The sequence below is a fragment of the Bacillus sp. FAU18 genome (assembly GCF_056033885.1).
Map to the genome: position 1 here is coordinate 1,178,483 of NZ_JBVYHZ010000003.1, position 24,477 is coordinate 1,202,959.

Annotated in this window: 28 protein-coding genes and 4 pseudogenes; 21 read left to right on the forward strand and 11 right to left on the reverse strand. The window is 38.3% G+C overall.

Translation table 11 applies throughout. From position 1 onward, the window contains the following. Positions 1-35: 35 nt before the first annotated feature. Together alr and AC0OMU_RS06115 are read right to left on the reverse strand one after the other, a co-directional pair. On the reverse strand, positions 36-1,220 hold the full coding sequence (gene alr, locus AC0OMU_RS06110; protein WP_100506606.1) for an alanine racemase: 1,185 nt from the start codon (positions 1,218-1,220) through the stop codon (positions 36-38). Positions 1,221-1,636: 416 nt separating this feature from the next. Then, positions 1,637-2,065, reverse strand: coding sequence for a hypothetical protein (locus tag AC0OMU_RS06115; protein ID WP_047182661.1), 429 nt, complete (start codon positions 2,063-2,065; stop codon positions 1,637-1,639). A 495-nt stretch (positions 2,066-2,560) separates the two neighbouring features. On the opposite strand from AC0OMU_RS06115, the gene AC0OMU_RS06120 reads away from it, so the two are divergent. Together AC0OMU_RS06120 and dutA are read left to right on the forward strand one after the other, a co-directional pair. After that, the gene (locus AC0OMU_RS06120; RefSeq protein WP_474241187.1) at positions 2,561-2,965 is read left to right on the forward strand and encodes a DUF2691 family protein; all 405 of its coding nucleotides are present in this window, start codon (positions 2,561-2,563) and stop codon (positions 2,963-2,965) included. 29 nt (positions 2,966-2,994) lie between these two features. Next, a pseudogene (gene dutA, locus AC0OMU_RS06125) lies at positions 2,995-3,430 on the forward strand (dUTP diphosphatase DutA). Positions 3,431-4,032: 602 nt separating this feature from the next. Here the strand turns inward: dutA and cotU are convergent. Continuing rightward, on the reverse strand, positions 4,033-4,296 hold the full coding sequence (gene cotU, locus AC0OMU_RS06130) for a spore coat protein CotU (protein WP_015483271.1): 264 nt from the start codon (positions 4,294-4,296) through the stop codon (positions 4,033-4,035). Positions 4,297-4,701: 405 nt separating this feature from the next. On the opposite strand from cotU, the gene AC0OMU_RS06135 reads away from it, so the two are divergent. The 3 genes from AC0OMU_RS06135 (at position 4,702) to AC0OMU_RS06145 (ending at position 7,476) form a co-directional block, all read left to right on the forward strand. Next, positions 4,702-4,866, forward strand: coding sequence for a hypothetical protein (locus AC0OMU_RS06135; RefSeq protein WP_144052037.1), 165 nt, complete (start codon positions 4,702-4,704; stop codon positions 4,864-4,866). Positions 4,867-5,141: 275 nt separating this feature from the next. Beyond that, complete coding sequence (locus AC0OMU_RS06140) at positions 5,142-5,981, forward strand: thymidylate synthase (protein ID WP_474240977.1); 840 nt, start codon at positions 5,142-5,144, stop codon at positions 5,979-5,981. Positions 5,982-6,891: 910 nt separating this feature from the next. Further along, positions 6,892-7,476 (forward strand): hypothetical protein, encoded by a 585-nt coding sequence (locus AC0OMU_RS06145; protein WP_047182666.1) that lies wholly within the window; start codon positions 6,892-6,894, stop codon positions 7,474-7,476. A gap of 29 nt (positions 7,477-7,505) precedes the next feature. Here AC0OMU_RS06145 and AC0OMU_RS06150 read toward each other — a convergent pair whose 3' ends face one another. The 5 genes from AC0OMU_RS06150 to tatAC form a co-directional block, all read right to left on the reverse strand. Further along, on the reverse strand, positions 7,506-7,718 hold the full coding sequence (locus AC0OMU_RS06150; RefSeq protein WP_038429026.1) for a hypothetical protein: 213 nt from the start codon (positions 7,716-7,718) through the stop codon (positions 7,506-7,508). 445 nt (positions 7,719-8,163) lie between these two features. Beyond that, positions 8,164-8,886 (reverse strand): YrpD family protein, encoded by a 723-nt coding sequence (locus AC0OMU_RS06155; RefSeq protein WP_144052038.1) that lies wholly within the window; start codon positions 8,884-8,886, stop codon positions 8,164-8,166. Positions 8,887-9,046: 160 nt separating this feature from the next. Further along, positions 9,047-9,346, reverse strand: coding sequence for a YoqO family protein (locus AC0OMU_RS06160; RefSeq protein ID WP_474240978.1), 300 nt, complete (start codon positions 9,344-9,346; stop codon positions 9,047-9,049). A 291-nt stretch (positions 9,347-9,637) separates the two neighbouring features. After that, complete coding sequence (locus AC0OMU_RS06165; RefSeq protein ID WP_015483277.1) at positions 9,638-9,862, reverse strand: hypothetical protein; 225 nt, start codon at positions 9,860-9,862, stop codon at positions 9,638-9,640. A gap of 175 nt (positions 9,863-10,037) precedes the next feature. Then, on the reverse strand, positions 10,038-10,226 hold the full coding sequence (gene tatAC, locus AC0OMU_RS06170; protein ID WP_003231634.1) for a twin-arginine translocase TatAC: 189 nt from the start codon (positions 10,224-10,226) through the stop codon (positions 10,038-10,040). A gap of 78 nt (positions 10,227-10,304) precedes the next feature. On the opposite strand from tatAC, the pseudogene AC0OMU_RS06175 reads away from it, so the two are divergent. Together AC0OMU_RS06175 and AC0OMU_RS06180 are read left to right on the forward strand one after the other, a co-directional pair. Further along, positions 10,305-10,464: pseudogene (locus AC0OMU_RS06175) on the forward strand (hypothetical protein). A 15-nt stretch (positions 10,465-10,479) separates the two neighbouring features. Further along, positions 10,480-10,878 carry a hypothetical protein gene (locus AC0OMU_RS06180; protein WP_474240979.1) on the forward strand — a complete coding sequence of 133 codons (399 nt, stop codon included), beginning with the start codon at positions 10,480-10,482 and terminating at the stop codon, positions 10,876-10,878. A 63-nt stretch (positions 10,879-10,941) separates the two neighbouring features. On the opposite strand, the gene AC0OMU_RS06185 is transcribed toward AC0OMU_RS06180, so the two are convergent. Continuing rightward, positions 10,942-11,376 (reverse strand): SRPBCC family protein, encoded by a 435-nt coding sequence (locus AC0OMU_RS06185; protein WP_100506858.1) that lies wholly within the window; start codon positions 11,374-11,376, stop codon positions 10,942-10,944. 309 nt (positions 11,377-11,685) lie between these two features. Here AC0OMU_RS06185 and AC0OMU_RS06190 point away from each other — a divergent pair, with 309 nt between their 5' ends. From AC0OMU_RS06190 to pghL, 9 genes are all read left to right on the forward strand, one after another. After that, on the forward strand, positions 11,686-11,874 hold the full coding sequence (locus AC0OMU_RS06190) for a hypothetical protein (protein ID WP_015383754.1): 189 nt from the start codon (positions 11,686-11,688) through the stop codon (positions 11,872-11,874). 295 nt (positions 11,875-12,169) lie between these two features. Then, positions 12,170-13,732 (forward strand): spore germination protein, encoded by a 1,563-nt coding sequence (locus tag AC0OMU_RS06195; protein ID WP_474240980.1) that lies wholly within the window; start codon positions 12,170-12,172, stop codon positions 13,730-13,732. Positions 13,733-13,761: 29 nt separating this feature from the next. Then, entirely contained in the window at positions 13,762-14,853 is a 1,092-nt protein-coding gene (locus AC0OMU_RS06200) for a spore germination protein (protein ID WP_047182672.1), read from the forward strand. Next, positions 14,843-16,057: a Ger(x)C family spore germination protein gene (locus AC0OMU_RS06205; RefSeq protein ID WP_474240981.1), complete on the forward strand. Its 1,215-nt coding sequence runs from the start codon at positions 14,843-14,845 to the stop codon at positions 16,055-16,057. Before AC0OMU_RS06200 ends, AC0OMU_RS06205 begins: the two co-directional genes overlap by 11 nt. 146 nt (positions 16,058-16,203) lie before the next feature. Next, entirely contained in the window at positions 16,204-17,010 is an 807-nt protein-coding gene (locus AC0OMU_RS06210) for a hypothetical protein (RefSeq protein WP_474240982.1), read from the forward strand. Positions 17,011-17,014: 4 nt separating this feature from the next. Then, positions 17,015-17,632, forward strand: a complete 618-nt coding sequence (locus tag AC0OMU_RS06215) for a DUF4166 domain-containing protein (protein ID WP_015483283.1) — start codon at positions 17,015-17,017, stop codon at positions 17,630-17,632. Then, positions 17,629-19,269 (forward strand): YndJ family protein, encoded by a 1,641-nt coding sequence (locus AC0OMU_RS06220; protein ID WP_474240983.1) that lies wholly within the window; start codon positions 17,629-17,631, stop codon positions 19,267-19,269. Before AC0OMU_RS06215 ends, AC0OMU_RS06220 begins: the two co-directional genes overlap by 4 nt. Before the next feature lie 85 nt (positions 19,270-19,354). Continuing rightward, positions 19,355-19,669, forward strand: coding sequence for a hypothetical protein (locus AC0OMU_RS06225; RefSeq protein WP_174616646.1), 315 nt, complete (start codon positions 19,355-19,357; stop codon positions 19,667-19,669). Between the two features lie 224 nt (positions 19,670-19,893). Next, on the forward strand, positions 19,894-20,652 hold the full coding sequence (gene pghL / locus AC0OMU_RS06230; protein ID WP_047182675.1) for a gamma-polyglutamate hydrolase PghL: 759 nt from the start codon (positions 19,894-19,896) through the stop codon (positions 20,650-20,652). A gap of 26 nt (positions 20,653-20,678) precedes the next feature. On the opposite strand, the gene AC0OMU_RS06235 is transcribed toward pghL, so the two are convergent. After that, positions 20,679-21,128, reverse strand: a complete 450-nt coding sequence (locus tag AC0OMU_RS06235; protein ID WP_015483284.1) for a YndM family protein — start codon at positions 21,126-21,128, stop codon at positions 20,679-20,681. Positions 21,129-21,333: 205 nt separating this feature from the next. Here AC0OMU_RS06235 and fosB point away from each other — a divergent pair. After that, positions 21,334-21,768: pseudogene (gene fosB, locus AC0OMU_RS06240) on the forward strand (metallothiol transferase FosB). Next, positions 21,677-21,934, forward strand: a pseudogene (locus AC0OMU_RS06245) (hypothetical protein). The pseudogenes fosB and AC0OMU_RS06245 overlap by 92 nt, the downstream one beginning before the upstream one ends. A 371-nt stretch (positions 21,935-22,305) precedes the next feature. On the opposite strand, the gene lexA reads toward AC0OMU_RS06245, so the two are convergent. Next, on the reverse strand, positions 22,306-22,923 hold the full coding sequence (gene lexA, locus AC0OMU_RS06250; RefSeq protein ID WP_003238209.1) for a transcriptional repressor LexA: 618 nt from the start codon (positions 22,921-22,923) through the stop codon (positions 22,306-22,308). A 149-nt stretch (positions 22,924-23,072) separates the two neighbouring features. Here lexA and yneA point away from each other — a divergent pair, with 149 nt between their 5' ends. The 3 genes from yneA to AC0OMU_RS06265 all read left to right on the forward strand — a co-directional run bounded on the left by yneA (position 23,073) and on the right by AC0OMU_RS06265 (position 24,359). Beyond that, positions 23,073-23,390: a cell division suppressor protein YneA gene (gene yneA / locus AC0OMU_RS06255; protein WP_003231598.1), complete on the forward strand. Its 318-nt coding sequence runs from the start codon at positions 23,073-23,075 to the stop codon at positions 23,388-23,390. Between the two features lie 18 nt (positions 23,391-23,408). Then, entirely contained in the window at positions 23,409-24,062 is a 654-nt protein-coding gene (locus AC0OMU_RS06260) for a YneB family resolvase-like protein (RefSeq protein WP_015383764.1), read from the forward strand. A gap of 63 nt (positions 24,063-24,125) precedes the next feature. Next, a complete protein-coding gene (locus tag AC0OMU_RS06265; protein ID WP_003231595.1) occupies positions 24,126-24,359 on the forward strand; it encodes a DUF896 domain-containing protein in 234 nt (77 codons plus the stop codon). Positions 24,360-24,477: the final 118 nt, after the last annotated feature.

The following is a 24,477-nucleotide window of genomic DNA, read 5'->3' on the forward strand; positions in this document are numbered from 1 at the left end:
GGTAGAGGGATCTTGATTCAGCATTTTAAGATGTTCTACACGTATAATACTGGAGTTGATACTTTAAAAATCTCGCCATCTCTTATATAAAAACGAGGGATGCGGCGGCTTAATGTAGACACGACTTCATAGTTAATCGTATTGAGCATTTCAGCCACTTCATCAACGGAAATCTCGGCTCCTTTTTGCTTACCGTAAATCACGACTTCTTCTCCTTGTTTACCTTCACCGTTTTCTCCTAAACTGACCATGATCATATCCATTGTTACTCTTCCTGCCACTGGCACTCGTTTTCCGCGATGAAGAACAAACCCGCGATTGGAAAGGGCACGAGAATAGCCGTCAGCATAGCCAATCGGGAGTGTAGCAATGACTTCATTAGGTTCTGCGACGTATGTAGCACCATAGCTAACGGTTCGGGGTTCTGTCCGCATGGTTTTCACATAAGCGATGCGTGCCTTTAAACTTAACGCAGGTTCAAGCTTAACGAGATTTAGTTGTTTAATATAGGCTGAAGGATATAAACCATATAAGCCGATACCTAAACGGATCATATCAGCGCTAAATTCCGGAAATGCGATAGCTGCAGCCGTGTTGCACATATGCACGGTGGGCAGCTCAATCCCCTGTTTTTTTAAAAAGCTGAGAAAACTGATGAATTTTTCGTGCTGCAGCTTTGTGAGTGTTGTGTCCGGTTCATCAGCTGTCGAAAAATGTGTGAAAATCCCTGTCCATCTGAGGAATTTACTTGCCTTTAAGGCTTTCACTACTTCTAAAAGTTCTTCCTTTGTGCGTACACCTAATCGTCCCATGCCGGTATCCACGTTAATATGAATGGCCAGCCGGTTAGCACTCGCTTCTTTTTCCAATATCTTGTTTGCTTCTTTCATCCAATCAACCTGAAATGCTGATAATGTTATATTCCAAGCTGCTGACTTCTTTACACAACTAAGGGATGTAAAACCAAGCACAAGGATAGGTGCTGTAATCCCAGCTTTTCGTAAAACGATTCCTTCTTCCACACTGGCAACAGCGAGCTCACTCGCCCCGTGTTCCAGTGCATGGCGTGCCACTTCTATAGACCCGTGACCATAACCGTTCGCTTTTACGACAGCCATTATTTTGCTCTTATGTGGAATATGACGGCGGATCGCTCGCAAATTCTTTTTAACGGCATCAAGATTGACTTCGATCCAAACTTCTCGGCAAAGCTTTATCATCAACGCTTCCTTCCTTCTTATGGATTATAAATACCACCTATTGCCGCAAGTAAATGTTAATTGTTGGATGATTCGATCTTATTTTATTCAACTTTATTTGAAATCATTCAACAGCAAATCCATGTGATACGAGAAGGTGCCTATCAATGTTCGAATAATAGCAAGTACGGGATACATGAGGCTTGTAAGTGGGGTGTTAATGGGTACGGCGACCGAGGATTACAAAAATGATTATTTGTTTTGGGGCATTTTTTTCTAAGGGTAGATGATAACGAGAAATCTAATCAGGAAATACTTACCGTTCATCAATACAAAGGATACAGGTTAGAATTAGTGATGTTTGATGTTTGCAGTATAGAAGCACAGAAAAAAAGCAAGGAAGTAACAGCAATCTTCCTTGCTCCATTGGATTCCTATTAGAGAGCACGCACTTTTGCAAAAGCTTTTATCTTAGCTCCATCATCATTTTGACAGCGAATATAATATGTTCCGGTTTTATAGTGTGATACGTCAAGAGTTAGAGTTACACTTTTGCCAGGTTTAACTGTATAGCCGGAAGCGATTGTTCCACCACCTGGTTTTACAATTTTGAATTCAAATGGATTGCTTCCTGTATTCTCAACAAAAACTCTGATTTCGCCATCTTCACTTCCATAATAATCAAAATAAAATTTTCCGTCACCTCTAAACGTTTCTTCCTCTTCTAGTATAATATCGGATTGTGCTTTTGCAAACGCAGAGACTTTTTTAGGTGTGTGGTCAATTGATGCAGCTGAAGCATAAGTAGAGCTTAATCCTGTAATTGAACTAACTAAAATCGTACCTACCACAATTTTCTTAAACACTTTTCTTCATCTCCTATATAAGAAATAAATTACAAAATTATACATTCGGTAAAGAGTTGGAAAGACCTTTGGGAAATCCTATAATTCACAAGAAATACAAAAAGTGTATGTTGATTTCTGGTGAATATTTATGACGGAGTAAACATGTCATAACATGAGGATGATTAAAGCGTAATCAAGTACGGTCTACAGAGATGAGACAAGCAGGACACTTCATATGAAGGCACTGGCTGGGCTAACTTTTCTTGACAAAGACAAGAGAACAAGAGGGCGTCTTTTGTTATGAACATTGAATGAGAAGGGCTGAGGAAATTCTGTAAAAGATAATCGGTTGAAAAGGCAGTCGATTCCTTGTTCCATAAACCTAACGTCAGAGTATATAATTAAACTCGTATTCACAAAAATCGTTTAGAAAATCGTTTAAAGTAAGGGGTATACATGAATAGGGGAGTTAGTTTTCAAATACCGAATGAATATGGAAATTTTCTATAGAGAATACTGCAGCCGGTAGAAATAGCTAATTATAGGTGGCAAACGAGTGGGGAATCTTATTTTGTTGTAGAAGGAGAACTCGTTGATGAGGAGCTTTTTCATGACTACGCAGTTGTTGAAGGGGCAGTTTTTGAGCAACAATTAAAACTGAATCAGTACTATACCATTTTCGTTGAACTGAAAGCATTTCCATATGGAAAAATGATTAATCAAGTCAATACATATGAAGAGTTTGCTGACAGTGATTGCGAACTTGTCCTTTTGATAGCAGATAATAGCTACGTTTCGATTTACTGTAAAAACAAAAAATTCATTGAAAAACTTTACTTCAATGCTTTACAGAATGATTTTGAAGACGTTCAATTTATAACTGATGAAAATGACACAAGAACAAGCCTTAGTGTATGATAGTCAATAAAAATTAAAGGAGCTAATACATGACAATGCAAATTAAAATCAAGTATCTAGATGAAACACAAACAAGAATCAGCAAAATTGAGCAGGGAGACTGGATTGATCTTCGGGCAGCTGAAGATGTAACAATCAAAAAAGATGAATTTAAGCTTGTCCCATTAGGTGTTGCAATGGAGCTGCCTGAAGGTTACGAAGCACAGTGTCGTCCCTCGTTCAAGTACATATAAGAACTTTGGCGTTATTCAAACAAATTCAATGGGTGTTATCGATGAGTCATATAAGGGTGACAACGATTTCTGGTTCTTTCCTGCTTATGCATTGCGTGATACTGAAATTAAGAAGGGTGATCGTATTTGTCAGTTTAGAATCATGAAGAAAATGCCGGCGGTTGAATTGGTTGAAGTCGAGCATTTGGGAAACGAAGATAGAGGAGGACTCGGTTCAACAGGTACTAAGTAAACAAAATAAATCCTTGGCTGTCTTCATGCTGTGTGATTGATTAATGGAGGTTTCAGCCAAGGTACATATAAATATTATGTATAAAATGAATATTTTAATACGAAGCATTTAATTAAAAACAAATTTTAAAAAGGGAAGTTTTGAAAAAGTGAAATAGTAATAACTAAAGTCGATAAAGAACCTAAAGATGTCAAAGAAACAATTTTTCTGGTGTTTTGCTTTTTTGAAGGTTTACTTAGCTCGTGGATAACTGCCCCCCATAAAAGCATGGATGCTAAAATTATAATACTTATATACATATAGATGCTCCTTTTATTATATTTACAGTTTTTACATTTTTATCGATTTTACCACATTTAGGATTGAGATGTCGATGAAACAAGCATCTCTATAAAGAAATACTTTTATCTAAATTTTTATAAGTAGGGGAAGGCAACTAAAAACTAGTAATGTCACTAATAATAAGCCAAGTTAAATGACGTGTGTTCATTAATAATTGAATTTACAGCAGCCATGAGCACAAAAAAATCTGAGTATCGTCGATAAATATCATAAAAAAGCCCCCGGTATGTCGCCGGGGAATAAATAGACGTTTAAGAGATTTAGTGATGTTTTTTATATGATTCGACAAAATCATAATAATGATCATCGTCATCATGATACTTTTTTTCGTAATGATAATCGTGATCATCGTAATATTTTTTATCATGGTCATAATACTTTTTGTCGTAATCATAATGTTTTTTATCATGATCATAATACTTTTTGTCGCAATCATAATGCTTCTTATCATTGTCGTAATACTTTTTGTAATATGTTTTTTTCCAAGTGTAATACTCTTCTTTATATTTTTTATAATAACCCAATTAAATTCCTCCTTTATTTTATTCGAATTTAATTTATGAAGTTTAAATGATATGGTATGGTCAAATGAAATAAGAATAGTAAAAAGAGGCTGTTTAAAACACTTTCTGAAAAACAAAACGGATAGCTGTTTATGAAAATAAGAGCGAGAGAGAGCACTCAATCACTGTAAAATAATAGTAAAGTGTATAGAGAAGATTAATATACGTAAAAAGGGACTTTCTCATTGAAGAATATTTGAACGTTATGGTTAAGATTCAAGAGATCTATGATGTGATTTTTCACACTGCTTTTGGAAGGATTTAAAGTTAGACATCAAAAACAAGCAGCAAAACCGGTTAGAAACAGATCATATAAGGTATGAACCGCTGCCAAATATCATAAAAAAGTTGTTAATGATCAAATGAATGAAATTAGAGAGAATTTATTTTAAAGAAAGCCCAATTGCACATGGACAACTGACAATTGATATTGAGGTAAAATACAATGCATTAAATCAGAAAAAGCTATTGGAGGATTTAATGTGTTTAGACAATTTCCAATTTGGTATACACAAACACCTAACTATTTGAATTTTTATGTGCCGCAATATCAAACCATTTCTTATAATCCTCAACAATGTTATCAACGGTGTATGTACCAAACTGGCGGTAACTATGAGCTATGTGACAGACTATGTTATGGGGAAATACAGGTGTAAAAGAGGGGGGGATTAACTCCTCTTTAAACACACAGTGAGTGGAATAAGATCCTCACTTTATCTGCGAGTGCTTAGTATTTGCGATAATATTGCATTCGTAATAAATTATGCTTAGCAACTGAAAATGAAAGAAGGATATGAATAGTTATGACGCAATTCGATAAACAATACAATTCAATTATAAAGGATATTATCAATAATGGAATCTCAGACGAAGAGTTTGATGTAAGAACCAAGTGGGACTCAGATGGAACACCGGCACATACTCTAAGTGTAATGAGTAAGCAAATGAGATTCGACAACTCAGAGGTTCCGATTTTAACGACAAAAAAGGTTGCCTGGAAAACAGCCATTAAAGAGTTGCTCTGGATTTGGCAGCTGAAATCTAATGATGTTAATGATTTAAACAAGATGGGCGTACATATTTGGGATCAGTGGAAACAAGAAGACGGCACCATCGGACATGCATATGGATTTCAGCTGGGGAAGAAAAACAGAAGTCTAAATGGAGAAAAAGTGGATCAGGTTGATTATCTTCTTCATCAATTGAAGAACAACCCGTCTTCACGCAGACACATTACAATGCTGTGGAATCCTGATGATTTAGACGCAATGGCCTTAACGCCATGTGTATACGAAACTCAATGGTATGTTAAGCAAGGTAAGCTCCACCTTGAGGTAAGAGCACGGAGCAATGACATGGCGTTGGGGAATCCATTCAATATATTCCAGTACAATGTGTTGCAGCGCATGATTGCTCAAGTGACTGGTTATGAGCTTGGTGATTATATCTTTAACATTGGGGATTGCCATGTGTATACACGTCATATAGACAATTTGAAAATTCAAATGGAAAGAGAACAGTTTGAAGCACCTGAACTATGGATCAATCCTGAAGTCAAAGATTTTTATGACTTTACCATTGATGATTTCAAGTTAATCAACTATAAACATGGGGACAAGCTTTTATTTGAGGTAGCGGTTTAATGCTGCCTTTTTATTGTGCAGTGAATTAATGGTAGGGGCGGAAGGGGATAATATGTTATTTTTCAGAATATAAGCTGGCATTAGGCTAAATATGAAGAAATTTCTTCTTCATATTTCTATAAACAAATAGTAAACAAAATTGGAGCCCAACGCGAAACAAAAGGATTGTTAGAAGCGTTGGGTTCTCTTAGTACAAGTGAACAACGGATGCGTGGTCTGAAAAATTAAACGAACGATATGAAAAGGCCATTGGTTTTATAAGGTGTTAATTCCTCCTATTAATATCATAAGGCTCAAGAAAATTGTAATGAAAAGAAAAGCCCATACTATAGCTGTAAAAGGATTGTTGAGCCCCATCCTTTCCTTCCAATTTATATTAGTGGATCGATTGGTTTTGTATTTTGCTAACTGGATACATAAGATCACATTAAAAAAAACTGAAATAACAAGAGCTATAACTAAATAAAGGTTCATGTTCATCAACCTTTCTAGATTATTTTTAAAACACTTGAATAGCTTAATTGTAAACCTAATATTAACATATACATATTTCACCTTAAAAGACCAACATCGTGCAATGAATTCAATTACTTTGTGCAGTTCTAGGTTATTTGTTTTTGTTATGAAACTTTTTGGTCCCTGACTAAAATTCAACTTAAAAATGAAAAGATTGAAATTATCCATAACTATAATTAAAGGAAAAGTTTCATATTTTTTAGCACGGGATTGTGTTTCTGCGATGGATTGCCTTAAGATTTGCCAGGGATGAACAAGCACTATGTTAAATAATACTATACCAATGAATTTCTATTAAAAAATTCATAATATTTTAAAATAACCATTTAAATATATTTCTAGAAATTGTATACTTATATGGTACTAAATGAATACATAGAAAGGACTGTTGTCGATGAAAAAAGTTTTTTGTAAGTTAGCCATTAGTTCTATAGCTCTATTTACCCTGTCTCTTCCTAATGGCAATGTATTAGCTGCTGAAAAAGGGGAAGAAAAACCTGTCTCAATTAAAGGCGTTGAGTCACAAGTGCATACTGTATTTGCAAACGAGACAACTGGAGTAACAAGCAACTTAGGAGGAGGGGAGTTTACTGCGCAATTTGTGAATGATTTTCGTAATGTTAAGATGAATGTAAAAACATATAAAAGCTGGTCTAGCTTTAAAAGAGTTTCTGATAATATAGCAACGGGGAGTAAAGGTGGATCTATTACTGCAAACAAAACAGTTACTTTTACAACAACTGTCAGCGGATCTATAAGTGGTTTAGGAATATCGACTGCAGGCTCTGTAGCAAGCTCTAAAGGATACACTCTAAACGTTGGAGCGAATAAAAGAGTCTATATGGCATATAGAGTTAGGTATAATGTAGAAGAAGGATACAACTGTCGTAAGGATATAGTTACTGGTAAATGTGTATCAAAGAAAAAATATGTAGTTAAAAAACCTATGTATGGAGAATATGCACTGAAAAACTATTAATTTTATATAAAAAAGATTAGCTATAAAAGCTAATCTTTTTTATTAAGAAGAAAATATCCTAATTTTGAAACTAGATACAAAGTGAAAGCAATCATTAATGTTCTCGATATAACAATTCCATGAATAGCCAAATCATATCCAGCAGGTATCAAAGCTTTTGTATTAAACATAAAATACATTGATACCAGAAGAGCAATAATAACTAAAATAATTCCAAAAAGACCTATTTTTCCGTATTTCATACAAATTCCACCCTATATTAAAATATGATAAATAACCAAAGGAGCTGAAGATTTCGATAATTCACTTTACAATCATCAAGCAATGACCAACATCGAACCTCTGTTAGTGTAATTGTCAACCTAAGCTTCAAGGTAGTTATTTTTGTAATTAAAAAAATAATTGAAAGCCCCATAAATAAGGGGCTTTTAATTTATGTAGTTCTATAGTAATTGAATTAATCATACCAAAGTTATTTCAAAATTTCAACTTTTGCTTATGATTAATTTTATCATCGAAACAAAAATGTCTTAATTCTAACGCTGTTTAAATAAAGTTACACATAAAAAGGGAAGTACTACTGTTCGTAAATCTATATAGGGAGTGGATTCCGACACGGTTTTTTATGGGGATGGAAAATTGATTATAAAACCGCCAGACAATGCTGGCGGCTTTTTGCTGCTTCGTTTATTTATTAACAGAGATCGTAACGTTATTTCCTGCAACTGAAACCTTTGCGAAATCCTGTGTATCTACCACAGGAGTGACGGCTTTATTGTCGATTGTGATGTTGTTAAAAGATGTCGAAAAGGTTGCTTTGATCGCATCACGCTGGCTTTCATACGAAACAGCCGCGGTAGCAAGGGTTTTCCATTTTGAAATCGTGCCGATGTTGGTTCCTTGAATTTCTGTGATAATCCGTCCGGTATAGCCGTCATTGTTCGTTCCCCAAAGGGTCATGCGCGTATTGCCGCTTAAATTTTTATAGATTGTCATTTGGACTGTGCTTCCAGGGCGGAAGCCTTTATTGTATGTGAATTTGTCTTTTCCTTCGATGTACGTTTCTTCATTTTTGGACCCAACCTTCATGAGGGGCTTCCAGACGTTGTATTGTTTGCTGTACTGAAGCCCGATATCGGCTTCAGTTCCGCTTGATGCCCTAAAGCCTGAATAAATATAGGGAGTAGAGACCGAGTCGTTATTTTTGACAGTTTCAGGAAGCGTGATTTTAGCTGTAAAAACGGCGCCCGTACTGTTCAGGTAGGCACGGCCGCCGATTCCGTTAGGCAGCTGGGATGCTGCTTTTGCGACTTGAGCGTCTGCCGCTGGTAAGCCTGGTATACCTGATGAAAGGGTTCCGAAAAGAACTGCTGTTCCTACTGCACCTGCAATCAATACTTTTTTCATCAAAATTCCCCCTTTTGATAGTGGTTTCGCCATTTATTATACCTTATTTTGGAACTGGATTGATGTATATAAATCGACAAAATATTTCATTTTGAGTGAAGTAAGGGACGAACCGCTTCGCCAATCTTAAAGCTATATACCTTTATTAGAGGAAAGAACGAGATCACAATCGTTTTAACCGATTTGAAATTTTCCTCAAAATAAAAGTACAAATGCTTAAAGAAACGATCATTAAAAGAATGCCCGCTATCGTTTCCCAGCCTGTAAAAAAGAGGTGACGTTTCATCAATGTCTGTCCTTGTAAAATGACAAAAGCACAGATTCCGACTAAGAAAAGAAAACAAATACTTAGGATTGCTAACGCTTTACGTGAGTATGTTTTCATTTCATCTTTAAAATACAGCAATACGAAAACAAAGCAGATAACATTGGCTATTGTTCTTATCACCTCAAAGCTTTTCATGACAACTGATATAAATAGACAAAGTAAAATACGATGTTTCTATACAAAAAACCTCTCCTTTTATGTATGATCCTCAAAGAATTTATAAAAGTTTCTTTGTAACTGCATAAACTGAATGCGCTCACTTATGAACTAACTAAACTATGTACTAAATATTCATTATTCTTTTTTAGATTCAGTCATCAAGGTTTTCATAGAAAGAGAAGCTTCAGAAATATACATATAGTGCACAAACAAAAAAGACCCGGCAATAGCCGGGGGAAAGTAAAAACGAGGAGATGTTAATGGCGTTTAGTAGTGTTTTTTATGCTTTTTATACTCTACAACATAATCATAGTCTTTTTTATCGTGATCATAATATTTTTTATCATAGTCATCATATTTTTTGTCGTAATCACAGTCATAATATTTTTTATCATGGTGATCATAGTATTTTTTATCATATTCGTAATACTTCTTATAATACGTTTTTTTGACCGTATAATACTCTTCTTTGTATTTTTTGTAATAACCCATATATACTCCTCCTTTATTTTTACTACGCTTTATTATACGGCGAGTAGATTTTGCGGCTTGGACAGTTAAAATCATAGAAGGAAAAAAGGGCTGTCCAAATGATAAAAAAAAGACAGATGACACAAAAACAAATCAAAATAAAGAGCCGATTTTTCATCGGCCCAAACGATTTATCCTACATTTGTTTGTCTTCTTTGTTTTCTGAGTCATTTTTTCTGATATCCTGAGTCAGTCCGCTTGTTGCTTGTTTAAATTCTGATAAGGCTTTTCCTGCTGCACGGCCAAGCGCCGGCAGTTTATCAGGCCCAAATACTAAAAAACCCACAAACAAAATAACGAGTATTTTTGTGAAGCTTAATTCCATACCCTTTTCCCCCTGATTGAAGTACAACCTTTTAAACAAATTATAAGAGATAGCAGTACAAATGGGAATGCATTTATTTTGAACATTTTAAAACCAGCACAAAGGCAGATTCATAAAACGGCTGCTGCTGAATATAATGTCCAATGCCACCTGCCTAAGAAGCAGGGAGGCAGGCTGGATCAATTATGTAGCTCTGCCGGAAATGATACAAACGTATCTGCGGCTATCATTGAAATAGAGGAGTGGTGTAGCTATGAGATTCACTAAGGTAGTTGGATTTTTGTCTGTTTTAGGGTTTGCTGCGGTTTTTCCATTAACGGCACAAGCAGAAAAAGCCGGAACTGCGGGGGCTGGAGAGTGGGATAAGTTGGGGACTTACACATATACTTACTCAAGTCCGACGGTATACTCAACCGGAGGAGATTTTAGAGTGTGCCTTTCAGGAAGCACTCCTTTTTCTGTTTCACTGCACTTATATGAGGATGATCCCGGTGACAATCCTGATGATTATGTAGGGGCAAACTATTTTTCACCCGGAGAATGCCACACATTTAGCAGTATTGGAAAATTTGTAGATGGGAGCAATAACAAAGCCGAGTTTTTTGTTACCGATTACTCTGGTAAATCTAAAACTGTTACGTTTTATGATTGATGGACTCAAATTGTGAAGTATGACCCTTGGAAAAAACAAAAAAGAGAGATACCTCTCTCTTTTTTATTCTTCGATAGCCTTACGAAGCCGTTCATTTACAATGCCAGTCCAGCCGCCATCCATCTTACCGCGAACGACGGAGCTTTTCTCGTTTGCTTTGCCGATCACTTCATTCGGCTCTTTCCAGCCGCTGTGAATAAGGGTAAACCCTGTCTTTTCCCCCAAGTCTTCTAATTGAAAGGTAACGACCCATCCTTCTGTATCCCATTCAAAAGAAAGTTCAGTTGGAGCTTGAACAGCCAAAACTTTACAAGGGGACGGCCCAAACGGTGATTGTAAGTGAAATTCTTGTCCTTCTTTGAGCTGAAAGTCATTGGGCATAAACCACTTGGCAATGCCTTCTGAAGTAGAGACTGTCTCCCAGACTTTCTGAATGGGAGCCTCCAGGGTAATGTTTTTTGTAATATCCGGTAGTGCGTTTTCGTTGTTTTGAGCCATTTCGTTTACCTCTTGACATATGATGTTTTTTTCAATTCAATCATATAATAACTAATAAGATCATGTCCACAGCGTGCATTATTTATGCTAGAGCTGCTGTTGAACAGCGTGTCAGTCGCCAGTCTGATCTGTGAATGGGAGAATTCTGCATGCACGAGAAAGAGAGAGATGTGTATGTTGTCATTTCTTTCATGCTTGTTTGCTCAGCCGCAACTGTTATGTTTGAACTGGAATTCCTGTTCAGCCAATTTATTTTGTGATTTTTGTTTTAATAGTAAATGAGCCATTTTCTAAAACAGGAGGTTTTTTATGCTTGGAAAAATCAAAGCAGCCATTGATAACAGTCCAGGGAAGCCGGCCAGAATTATAGTTAGTGAAAAAGCGTTTCAGCAATTAGAGGAAGAAATGCGCTTTGTTTACGTTTCCAAACCGAAAACGATAATGGGGATTCCTGTGGAAGTTTCAGATCAGGAAGAAAGCTTCAAGCTGGAATTTTAGTTTATCCCAGACTGCTAAAAGGCTCATTTTGTGTTAATTATGCAAAATGGTCAGGTTGATTTCTTTAAAAGCATGATGAAATGTTCATCATGCTTTTTTTATTGAGAAAAAAAGACGAACATAAAAAATAGGTATACGGGAAAAATAATCCTATTAGAGAGAGGGGAACTGACAGATGGATAACATGATATCAACACTTACTGACTGGAATGTGTGGTTTCAAGCGTTAGTTGTATTTCTCGTTCCATATGTAATCTATAAAGTGTTTACTTGGATTCATGTATAAGAAGGTGCAATGATGAGGTGGCGGAGCAATCAGTACAAAACACAGAAGCAGCATAAATCAGATTATTCAACAGCTGAAAAGCAGGATCAGGATGTGTTAACTGGTAACATCGGATACGATTTAGAACATGTAAAAAGAAAAATAGGACATAACGGGGACGTTCACTTCCGTGAGCTTGAAATCACTCATTTACATGTGAAAGCGGCATTGATCTTTGTTGAAGGACTGTCTGATCAGGATTTGATTAATAAAGGACTATCAGTGTTAGCCATGAATCAACCTAATCAGGTAAGCGATGAAATTTCTCAATCCGGCAAAGGTATTTTAACTTCGAAACAGATAAAAAATCAAATCGTATCAATCGGTGATGTCATAGAATCAGAGAAAATCAGTGATATCGTGTTGAATGTTTTCATTAGTTCGACAGCGCTTCTCATCGATGGAATACCGCAGGCCTTTCTTCTGGGAACTGTAAAAAAACAAAATCGAAGTATCGAGGAGCCGCTTTCAGAAGCGCTTGTCAGAGGGCCGCGCACAGGCTTTACAGAAGAGTTGAGTACGAATACAGCTCTTTTGAGACAGCAAGGAAAAAATGATCAATTAACATTGCAGAGATTTGAAGTAGGAACACGATTAAAAAAGGATTTAATCATCGCTTATATGAATGACATTGCAGATCCAAAAGTAGTCGAGGAAGTAAGAAAAAGAGTGAGAGGGATTGAGAACGATCATTTGCCGGAGTCAGGCTACGTTGAACAGTTAATTGAGGATAATTACTTGAGCCCGTTCCCGCAAGTACAGAGTACAGAACGTCCTGATCGCGTCATAAGCGGACTAATGGAAGGAAGAGTAGCCATTCTGCTTGACGGCACTCCGTTTGCTTTGATTGTTCCAGTCACTTTCAGCATGATGCTTCAATCGCCTGAAGATTATTATGAACGGTGGTTCCCGAGCTCGCTCATCAGATTGCTGAGGTTCATAGCAGCAATGATAACGTTATTCGCACCCGCTTTATATATATCATTTATTTCTTTTCATCCGGGGTTAATTCCGACCAAGCTGGCGATTTCAATTTCCGGGACGCGCCAGGGTGTTCCGTTCCCATCCCTCATTGAAGCCTTATTTATGGAAGTCGCGATCGAAATTTTAAGAGAAGCGGGGCTTCGTCTGCCAAAACCAATTGGACCCGCAATTGGCATAGTTGGCGGATTAATCATCGGGGAAGCAGCTGTGCAGGCGGGGATTGTCAGTCCAATCATGGTCATTGTTGTTGCGCTCACAGCAATTTCTTCATTTGCCATCCCGCATTATAGCACAGGTATAGCACTTCGGATGCTTCGGTTTGGCGCGATGTTTTGTGCGGCGGTGTTTGGATTGTTTGGAGTCATTATGTATTATCTGCTGCTAAGCAGCCATGTCGTAAAGCTAAAGAGCTTTGGTGTGCCATACGCAAGTCCGGCAGTGCCCTATCACTTAAAAGATTGGAAAGACTTTGTTATCAGAATGCCTCTTTTAGTCATGAAGCGCCGGCCTAAAATGATGAATACAGATAATACAAAACGGGTGAAGTGATGAACTCGACAGGATGGTGATAAAGTCTCATGTTCAGCCCAACCAGTAAAATCACAACCGCTCAGGCAACGATTATCATCATTAATTATATGCTTGCTGCCGGAGTTCTTACGCTCCCTCGGACAGTAACAGAACAAACACAATCTCCTGATGGATGGATTTCAGTTTTATTAGGCGGGGTCCTAGCGGTAATAGCCGGGATGATTATCGTTAAATTAAGCCAGCAGTATCCTAAGGAGACCTTTTATGAATACTCCCGACATATTGTAGGAAAATGGCTCGGGCATCTGATCAGTATTGTTTTTATTACTTATTTTCTGGCACTCGGTGCGTTTGAAGTCAGAGTCATGTCCGAAATCGTGGATTTTTTTCTCCTCGAAGGGACACCGTCTTGGGCCATCATTATGACAGTTCTTTGGATTGGGCTTTATTCAATTACACAAGGCCTAGATCCGATTGCACGGCTTTTTGAAATGATTTTTCCGATTACGGTCATCATCTTTTTAACGATAGCCCTCATGAGTTTAGGCATATTTGAGATCAACAATTTGCGCCCTGTATTAGGTGATGGAATCATGCCGGTTCTTAGAGGTGTAAAGACAACGAACCTTTCATTTACATGTTCAGAAATTATGCTCATTTTAGTAGCATTTATGAAAAAGCCGAAAAATGCGGTGAAAGCGGTTGTGATCGGGACAGGCGTTGTGACCAGTTTTTATATGATTACGCTAATTATGGTCATCGGTGCACTATCAGTTGAGGGAGTTGTGACGAGAACATGGCCGGGGCTTGACCTGATGAGAAGTTTTGAAATACCTGGTTTAATATTTGAACGGTTTGAATCATTCCTGCTTGTGATTTGGATTATGCAGCTTTTTGCTACGTTTATTATCACTTTTTATGCAGCTTCCCTGGGAGTCTCACAAGTTTTTAAAAAGAAACCCCTTTCATGTATGTTTGGGCTGCTTCCTGTTATTTATATCCTCTCTTGCATGCCGAAAAATGAAAATGACGTCTTTATATTGGGCGATACGGTCAGTCATATCGCTTTGTATATATTTGGCGCTTTGCCGATTTTGCTGTTAGTCATTTCGAAATGGAGGAAAAGAGGTGAAAAGTAAACTAAAACGTCAATTGCCTGCTATGGTCATGGTATGTCTGCTGATGATTTGCGTAACAGGATGCTGGAGCAGCCGGGAAATAGAAGATCTGGGTCTCACATTCGCTATCGCAATTGATAAAGGAAAAGAAACGAACACTGAAAAAGAGTTAAAAGAAGAGGGCGGGAGCTATCCGAAAAAAGACAACATTACGCTGACCTATCAATTTGTTAATGAAAAAGCGGCAGGCGCGGGCACTGGCGGGGGAGGCGGTAGCGGACAAGGAGCGCAAAAAGCGTATATTAATATAAGTGAAACAGGGGATTCATTACAGCAGATCGGAAGTGAGGTTGCATTAAGACGGGACCGAGAAGTGTTTAGCCCGCATTTAAAAGTTGTTGTCATGAGTGAAGATGTGCTGCACACATTTCCTATCGACGAAATGCTGGATCAATTTTTTCGTGATAATGAAATCAGGCTGAGCTGTCTTGTTTTATCTGCTAAAGGGGAAGCAAGAGAAGCTCTCCAGCTGAAAGAGAACGGAGAAATTCCGGCATTTCGGCTGATTGGACTAGGTGAAAATGAACATAAGGTTTCCAGAATTCTTCCCCCTGTGACACTCGCGAAACTAATTGGAAAACTGCATTCTGGCAGCAGTTTTTTACTGCAAAATGTGGTCGCGGCGAATGGAGCGATCAAGTATTCCGGAGCAGCTGTAATCAACGGAAAGTCGAAAAAAATGATCGGCACCTTAAATGAATATGAAATTGAGGGGATTACATGGATTAGAGGGGGAGGAAAAGGCGGAGTTGTCAAAAGTCATGATAAAAAGAGCCAACAGACGTTAGCGTACGATATCAATAAAATCAAAAGCAAAATTGATCCAGTCGTAAAAGGGACGGATATTTCATTCCATGTCGATATTGAATCAGAAGGCGATTTGGTTGAAAACTGGAACACAAAAGAGGCATTGGACACCCAGTTTATAGATCGTCTCGAAACGACTATTGAAAACGAGGTAAAGAAAATAGTTGGTCATGTATTAAAAAAAATTCAGCATGATTATAAAGCAGATGTTGCGGGTTTTGATGAATCTTTAAGACTTACATATCCTCACTTATGGAAAAGGGTGAAAAATAACTGGGATGACACCTTCAGTAAAGCCGACATCACATACAGTGTGAACGTCACAATTACTCATTACGGCACGGTTAAAACTCAGTAATGAATCCCAAGGAAGAGAAGGAAACCTCTCTTCTCTTTTTTATGCATTTTTTAGGATAAAGATACTTTTTTTGGAGAGATATACACTTTTCAAATCGACCAATATGCTAATATAGGAATTGCTTGAAATAGAAGGGAGGAGGGGCTGTGAGGCAGAATCCGATTTATGTAGAAATCGAAATGAAATCTGATCTGGATACACTCTGGGAATATACACAAAACCCATCACTGCATAAGGAATGGGATCTCCGGTTTTCAAATATCACGTATTTGAATAGACAGCCATGCGAAAAACAGAAGTTTCTTTACGAAACAAGGGTAGGCTTTGGATTAAAGGTGTCAGGTACTGGAGAAACCGTCGGTGTTTTCAACAAATGTTCATCTGAAAGGTCTTCTTCACTGGCTTTTGGCTCTGATCATCCATTATCTCTGATTCGGCATGGAAGCGGCTACTGGAAGTATATACAGAGAGAAAATGGGAAAATGACGTTTTTAACACAGTACCAATACAAAACAGCCTACGGACTGCCGGGAAGATGGATCGATCGTTTATTATTTCGACCGCTGCTTGGCTGGGCGACTGCCTGGAGCTTTGATGCATTAAGGCTTTGGGTTGAGCAACATAAACATCCGAAGCGCTTCATTCGATCCGCTATCATCTATGTGTTCATGTGTCTGTTTTTCAGCCTGTTTTGGTTCTATCAAGGCTTTGCAGGTGTTGTAACAAGCATATTGGCAGGAACAGCGGAGATAGGCTTAGCTATTTTGTGGCTAATTCCTTTAAAAAGAAAATGGATCATTCATGGTGTCCAGACTTGTATTTTTGCTGGGTTCGCTTGTCTAGGTTCCGAGATATTCATATGGGTTCTGTTGAGTGTGTTTTCTGCGGCAAGCGGCGCTCTTAGCCTGCAGCTTCCCAGTGCCAGGCGCACAAAACGAAAGAGAAAGAAGTGACATTGTGAGTTCGATTTATGAAAAATCAACTATTAACTATCATTTGCTGCATCCCAAGCTGCAGAAACGGTACCAATTAGATGGGTCTCATACATTCAGCGGGACGGGAACGATGTCAGAAATAAGCGGAGGCTCTTTTCTGGTTAGAATGCTGTTAAAGCTTGGTGTTTTTTTCAGATGCTTCTTTTCAGAAAGAGGCAAAGACATCCCATTTACAATACAAAATAGAACTTGTCTTTTGAAATCGCAACATACAGGGATAGAATGGAATCGTACATTTTTCTTTAAAGGCAAAAAACGTTTCTTTGACGCGATAATGATATATGACGAGAAAGAAAATAGAATACTTGATTTCTTCGGCAAACCTCATCTGCTGCTGTCTGTTTTGACGTTCGAGGCATCTCATGACGGCTCTCTTACGATCACATCGGGAAAGCAATGGCTATTGATATGCGGAAAAAGTATCCCGCTGCCGAAATGGCTGACAGGTACATCCGTAGTTTGCGAAACGTTTGATGAAAGAAAGAATTGTTTCACCATTGAAGTGCATGTGCAAAATACAATTCTGGGCACTCTTTTCTTTTATAAAGGAACGTTTCAAGAGGAAGAGAGAGAATCATGAAACGAAATGGCATAGTCAGTGCGCTTTGTTTTATTGGATTTCTTGCAGCGGAAGCACCGGATATTTCAGTGGCAGAGGCACTCGTTTTGTTATCCATTCTATTTTTCGTGCCGGGAATTTTTCCTTTTGTTTTTCGTCAATCTCCGGTTCGTGCTGCTCAGTTTATGGAATATGGGCTAATCCAGTGCTATCCTGTAGCCGCATTCTTTGCGGTGCTGGCTCTAGTGACGGAGGTTGGGGGTTTCGCGCTAATCTGGTGGACGTACACAATTTTTATTGCATTGTATGCGATCCTCCGCCTTTGGGAAACAAAGATACATAGAATCGAAGAGACATCAGTTTTGTTCGGTCTTATTTATTTGACGGGAGGAGGATTTTGGTTTTTTGCTTATGCTGCCCATTTGCAGATCATGCAATTTGGCCCTCTCATCATTTTGCTGACTGCTGTCCACTTTCACTATTCTGCTTTTCTGATCCCGATCTTCAATGGTTTACTCGGCAGAACCATTAGAAAGCATCGGATGTTGTACAGTTGGATAACATGGGTGATTTTGCTTTCGCCCCTTCTTATCGCGCTGGGCATCACATATTCAAAAACACTTGATGTCATTGCGGTTAGCATTTATATGGCGGCGATTTATCTTCATGCATTTTTGGTGTTCACGGCAGCTTTTCGCACCAAGACGGGGACATTTCTTATTCGGCTTTCTTCCGCTGTTTTAATGATAACGATTGCTTTCTCGATGATTTATTCATTTGGTGTATTTCGGCAAGAAGTTACATTGACCATCAATCAGATGATTTGGATTCACGGTTTTGTCAACGCGTTTGGTGTTATATTGCCCGCTCTTATAGGGTGGAGAATAGAGGATCCGAAGCCTTTTGATGCAGACCGTGTAAAGACATTCAGCCGTATCTACGGAAAAAGAAAGATTGGAGAAGAATTTTTAGCTAATATTCAAGCTGAAAATAACGCTCGGTACAGCGGACTTGTGGATGATATGGGCAGCCTGCGTTCAAAAGATTTTTCACCTGAAAAACTGTCGCCGCTCATTCTTTCGTTTTATGAACAAACCATCGAATACAATATTAAAGCAAAAGTAACATGGAGCACGTGGTTTCGGCCGCTTGCAATTATTTACGAATGGTTCAGCAGAAGAATCGGCCAAATACATCTTTCGACGAACCCTGACTGGTATAGGATGTACAGCAAGATAAAAGGTGTTCATTCGAAAAAAGACGGAAGGGAAAGAGTTCGTGCCTGGATTAGAACAAATGAAAAAAACGAAACCATTTTTACCGCTCTTTATTCAGTGTATCGCTCAAATGGAGAGGGGTATATGAATATTTCTTTACCGCTTCCATTCAGCAGCATGACAGGTATTTTAAAACCATATCATCATCAGGAGAAGCTGGTTTTAACAAGCAGGCGGAGAAAAAGCAGAGCGGGGGATGAGGGGATTTATCTGCAAACAAGAGCGGGAACTTGTCCGCTTCCTTTATCTGAAACCTTTCTGATAGAAGCTGCACATGACAACAAATTAACCGCTGTTCATCATATGTGGCTGTTCGGAATAAAATTTCTAACTGTTCATTACAGCATTACACATATTAACCAGCCTATTGAAAGAACCTAATACAAAGAAGAAGCTTCGTCTGCCAGTTGTAATAGATGACTGTTTTAAAATTCTGCGCCGCATCAAGACAGGAAAGGAAGGGTTTATGGTGTTTTATATCAGTTTATTTCTGATTCTTTGGCTGGCTGCTGGGTTTGCAGTGGGAATGAAACAAGTGTATGTCGATCAGCTGTTTGATAAAACTGTGATCGAAAGGCTGGAAAAAGAAGCGAATGATCATGGACACGCTGACCGGATGATCAAACAGCGCGTCCTTTATATTGCAGCAGTGACATTAAGCGGGTTTATTTCTGTTTATTATGAAATGAAAACAATCCCGCAAAGGCGAAACATAAGAAAAATTGAAAAAAACATCATGAAATTAAATCAAGCAAAAAAACGAAAAATGAAGAGAAAATAAAAAATGCGCAGGCCAAAGGGCAGGTGCATTTTTGTTTTGTATGGAAATGGGGGAGGTGGTGCCAGCTTACTTTTCATAAATTCAAAAATGAGAAGAACAGCGCCCGGGCTAATGGTATATAATATTGTGAATTTAACAAAAATTTAACAAGGAGGACGAGAGAATTCGTGCTAAAGCCTCAAAGAGACCTACATCCTGTTGATTTGGACTTAGAGGCGGAGTAGATGAAACCGGCCAAAGTATCCCTGCTCCGCCGTTTGCTCCATACCTTGAAGCATGTTGATTGTAACATAGCCAAACGTTTTCCATCAACTATTAAAATTGTAAAATTATTGTTAATTTTTATGGTATTTACTCCGATTTCTTCAATTTATGCTGAAGATGTATATCAGAATTTTGAGGAATTAAAAAACAATGAAGATCCTTCTGATTACGACGTTGTTACGAAAGAAACCGGAAGCCCTGTTCTTGTTTTAGCTATTCACGGAGGAGGTATTGAAGGCGGGACAAGTGAAGTAGCGAGAGAGCTCAGCAAAGAGTACTCGATGTATTTATTTGAAGGCTTAAAATCGGCAGGAAACTCAGTCCTGCACATTACGAGCACGCACTTTGATGAACCTCGGGCCCTTAAAATGACGGGAAACCATGAATATGTCATTTCATTACACGGGTACGCAGAAGAAGATCAGCAGATCGAAGTCGGCGGTACAGATCGCGTAAGAGCGGCAGATTTAGTTGAGAAATTGCAGCATGCCGGTTTTCCTGCTGTATTGCTCAATACGGACCATCCGCATGCGGGCGTTAGTCCGAATAACATTGCAAATAAATCAAAAACAGGTTTAAGTATCCAGATAGAAATGAGCACTGGCTTTCGAAAGTCTTTGTTCGGCATCTTTTCTTTAAAAAGCAGAGCTGTTACTCAAAATGAGAGGTTTTATGAGTTTACAGAAGTGATGTTCCGTTTTCTCAAAAATAGCTACTGAAAAATAGGAGGCGATAAGACAGCCTCCTATTCCTTATGTTTCTCATTCGTTTCGGGAAACAACTCGTCTGCGGCTTCCGTTTGATACTGCAACGTGTTATCTCTCGCTGACAGTTCATTTCGGAAATTTTCATCAAGCACATTTTTCAGTAAATACCGATGAAAAAAGTATTCAAAAACAGTAAGACAGGCAGCGGAAAGGAGAGCCGCTCCAAATGGTGAGAAATCGTTTCTTGTTTGGGTTAAAACAAATACCCAAAGAATAACGAATGAAAGGCCAAAGTCAGCCAATGAAGCTGTAATATTGTTTGTTCTGGGTAAGACGAGCATGTCACCAGAAAGATAAGAAACAAAACCTAAGAAAAGTGCAATAAACATCACACTTAAAAAGGATGCGTGATAGACTCTGTCCAAAATCACATATAAAAGGGCGAGAGTGAAAGCAATCTTTGAAGCAAGCGCAATGATATGTTTCATTTGACCACCTAAATTGTTATTTTTTGAAGAAAATTCTTGGGCGTAAACAAGTGATAAATAATGCAATTCAAAACCATTCATAATGTCATGTTACTATTTTAAACAGTCCGTTTTTGTTTACACTGGTATTTTTTTCAGCTGTATGAAACTTTCTTATGAAAAAGTCGTATATGTGGATGATCAGCTTTCAAGGGGGGAATGATTTGTGGAGATAAAAGGAATCAATCACTTGCTATTTTCAGTTTCGCATTTGGATACATCGATTGATTTTTATTAAAAAGTGTTTGGTGCAAAGCTATTGGTAAAGGGAAGAACAACTGCATATTTTGATATGAACGGCATCTGGCTAGCTCTTAATGAAGAACCAGACATCCCGAGAAATGACATTAAGCTTTCTTATACCCATATTGCTTTTACAATTGAAGATCATGAATTTGAGGAGGTGTCAGCTAAATTAAAAAGACAACATGTCAATATTCTGCCTGGCAGAGAACGAGATGAACGCGATCGAAAATCAATTTATTTTACCGACCCTGACGGCCACAAATTTGAATTTCATACCGGAACCCTTCAAGACAGGCTTCGATATTACAAACAAGAAAAAACGAATATGCACTTTTATGATGAAACGGCCTTTTGATATCACAACCATATTTCATATAAGGTTAAATTGAAAGAAGGGTGTTAATGGAGACTTTATGTTTGGGGAAGGTTTCTACCCGACTTGTTCAACGATGCCATATCTTTTGAACTGCACAAGTGATTGGGTGAAGGTGAAATTGAAATACACATTACATTTTATATGAAGAAAGCGAGCTGTTTTAACAGAAATATGAACTAATTAAACTGTGTACTAAATTTTCAGTATATTTCAATTGCCTCGCCCCTTAATAAATATGAAACCGCATCCTTCCACGACCTAAAAAATGAAACGTTTTTAAGAAGATAGCGTCTAATATTCTAAACGTTCATATTTTGATAAAAGTTTCCTGAAGGAAAGAAAATTTCTTGACTTCAACAATCTTTTGGTGGATAATTATGGTGTAAACATGATGTTCTTTTTCCTCCTATTCAGGCTCGCACCCAAAAGTCAGGGCGAGCCTGCTTTTTTTGAACAACAAACCCCCTCTCCGTAAAGGAAGAGGGGGTTATTTCATGCATCTGATAGATCAATAGATTAATGGACGGTTCTGAACACGCCAATCACTTTCCCTAGAATGCTGACATTCTGCAAAATGATAGGTTCCATCGTTGGGTTCTCAGGCTGCAAGCGAATGTGGGTATCCTCTTTATAGAATCGTTTTACAGTTGCTTCATCATCTTCTGTCATCGCAACTACAATTTCCCCATTGTTCGCTGTGTTTTGCTGTTTAACGATGACATAGTCCTTATCGAGAATACCGGCATCTATCATACTGTCTCCCATAATCTCCAGCATAAATACATGCTCGTCTGGAGGAACCATGCGGTCAGGGAGCGGAAAATATTCTTCAATATTTTCTACTGCTGTAATAGGAGATCCCGCCGTGACTTTCCCGATGACCGGTACATTAACGACCTGGCTTTGCGGAATGTCTACTTCTTCATCAAGAATTTCTATTGCTCTTGGTTTTGTCGGATCCCGTCTGATCAGTCCTTTTGTTTCCAAGCGGGCCAAATGGCCGTGGACAGTAGAGCTGGACGCAAGCCCGACAGCCTCTCCGATCTCTCTAACGGAAGGCGGATATCCTTTTGATTTAACCTCTGCTTTAATAAAACGGAGGATATCAAGTTGCCTTTTTGATAGCTTCGTCATTTTTCGCACCTCAAAACGTCGATTTTAAGAAGATTATAGCATGATTTTCCTTACAGTACAAACATAGGTTCGAAAAAACAATTGACAGAAACGTTTGTTCGTATATACTGAAATTATAAAAATGCGAACAAACATTCCTGTTGGAGGTTATGATCATGAGTAAAGAATCTATTATTTTTGTCGGTCTGTTCACAGTGATTTTGAGCGCGGTTATCCTTATGCTGTCATATACAAGCAGCGGCCAGGAGCTTAATCAGTATGTTAAAATAGAAGTCCAGCAAGGCGACACACTTTGGTCAATTGCTGATCAGGTAGCAGATACAAAAAAGATAAACAAAAATGATTTTATTGAATGGGTAGCTGATAAAAATCAACTACAGACATCTGATATCCAGCCGGGTGATGAGTTAGTGATCCCATTGAAAAAGAAGCATCAGGATGCATATGAATTGGCAACTGTAAGATAGAGAGGAAAGAGAGATAAAATGAAAGCACTCATTTATGCCCGTGTAAGCACAAATAAAGAACAGCAGGAAACGTCATTAAAGCGGCAGGAGGAGGAGCTTACGGCCATTGCAGCGGAGAACGGCATGGAAGTGGTCAAAGTGATTTCAGAAAAAGCCAGCGGATATGAAATGGATCGGGATGGTGTATTTGAGCTGCTTGATGAGATTAAGAACGCTGGAATTGATGTCATTTTGGTTCAAGACGAGACAAGGCTCGGGCGGGGAAACGCAAAAATCGCACTGCTTCATTGTATTTACAGAGAAGGTGTGAAAGTCTATACAACGGCTCACAGAGGTGAACTGGAGTTATCGGAGGCTGACTCAATGGTCTTGGAAATCGTCAGCATTGTGGAAGAGTATCAGCGAAAGATTCACAACATGAAAATCAGACGGGGAATGAAGCGTGCAGTAAAAAACGGTTTTAAACCGCAAAAAAACTTAAAAAACCAACATGAGAACAGTGGAAAAGAAAAAATAGAGGTGCCAATCTCTGAGATCGTCCGCCTAAGAGCGAATAAACTGACGTTTGCTGAAATCGCGGCTACCCTAAGAGGGTTTGGCTATGATGTCTCTAAAGCAACCGTTCACCGGCGTTTTCAGGAATACATAGAGAATGAAGAGACAGCAGAGTGAATCAGTTGTAAAACTTTTTTTGATCTAGTACTATATAGACAAAATGCAATAAAGGAGTTTAACATGATTTCAAACGCGAAAATTGCCAGAATTAATGAGCTTGCTGCCAAAGCTAAAGCTGGCGTTATTACAGAAGAAGAAAAAGCCGAACAGCAAAAGCTCCGTCAAGAGTACTTGAAAGGTTTTCGTTCTTCTATGAAGAACACGTTAAAAAGTGTGAAAATCATTGACCCAGAAGGCAATGATGTTACACCAGAAAAGCTAAAAAGAGAACAAAGAAATAACAAACTTCACTAATATAAGAGGAATACGGCAATATCGTATTCCTCTTTTGCATATACTATAATCAAAACTCTTATGTGACAAAATTCAACAAGTTTCTCTCAAATTTAAGCTGAAACAGTTGAGAAAAAGT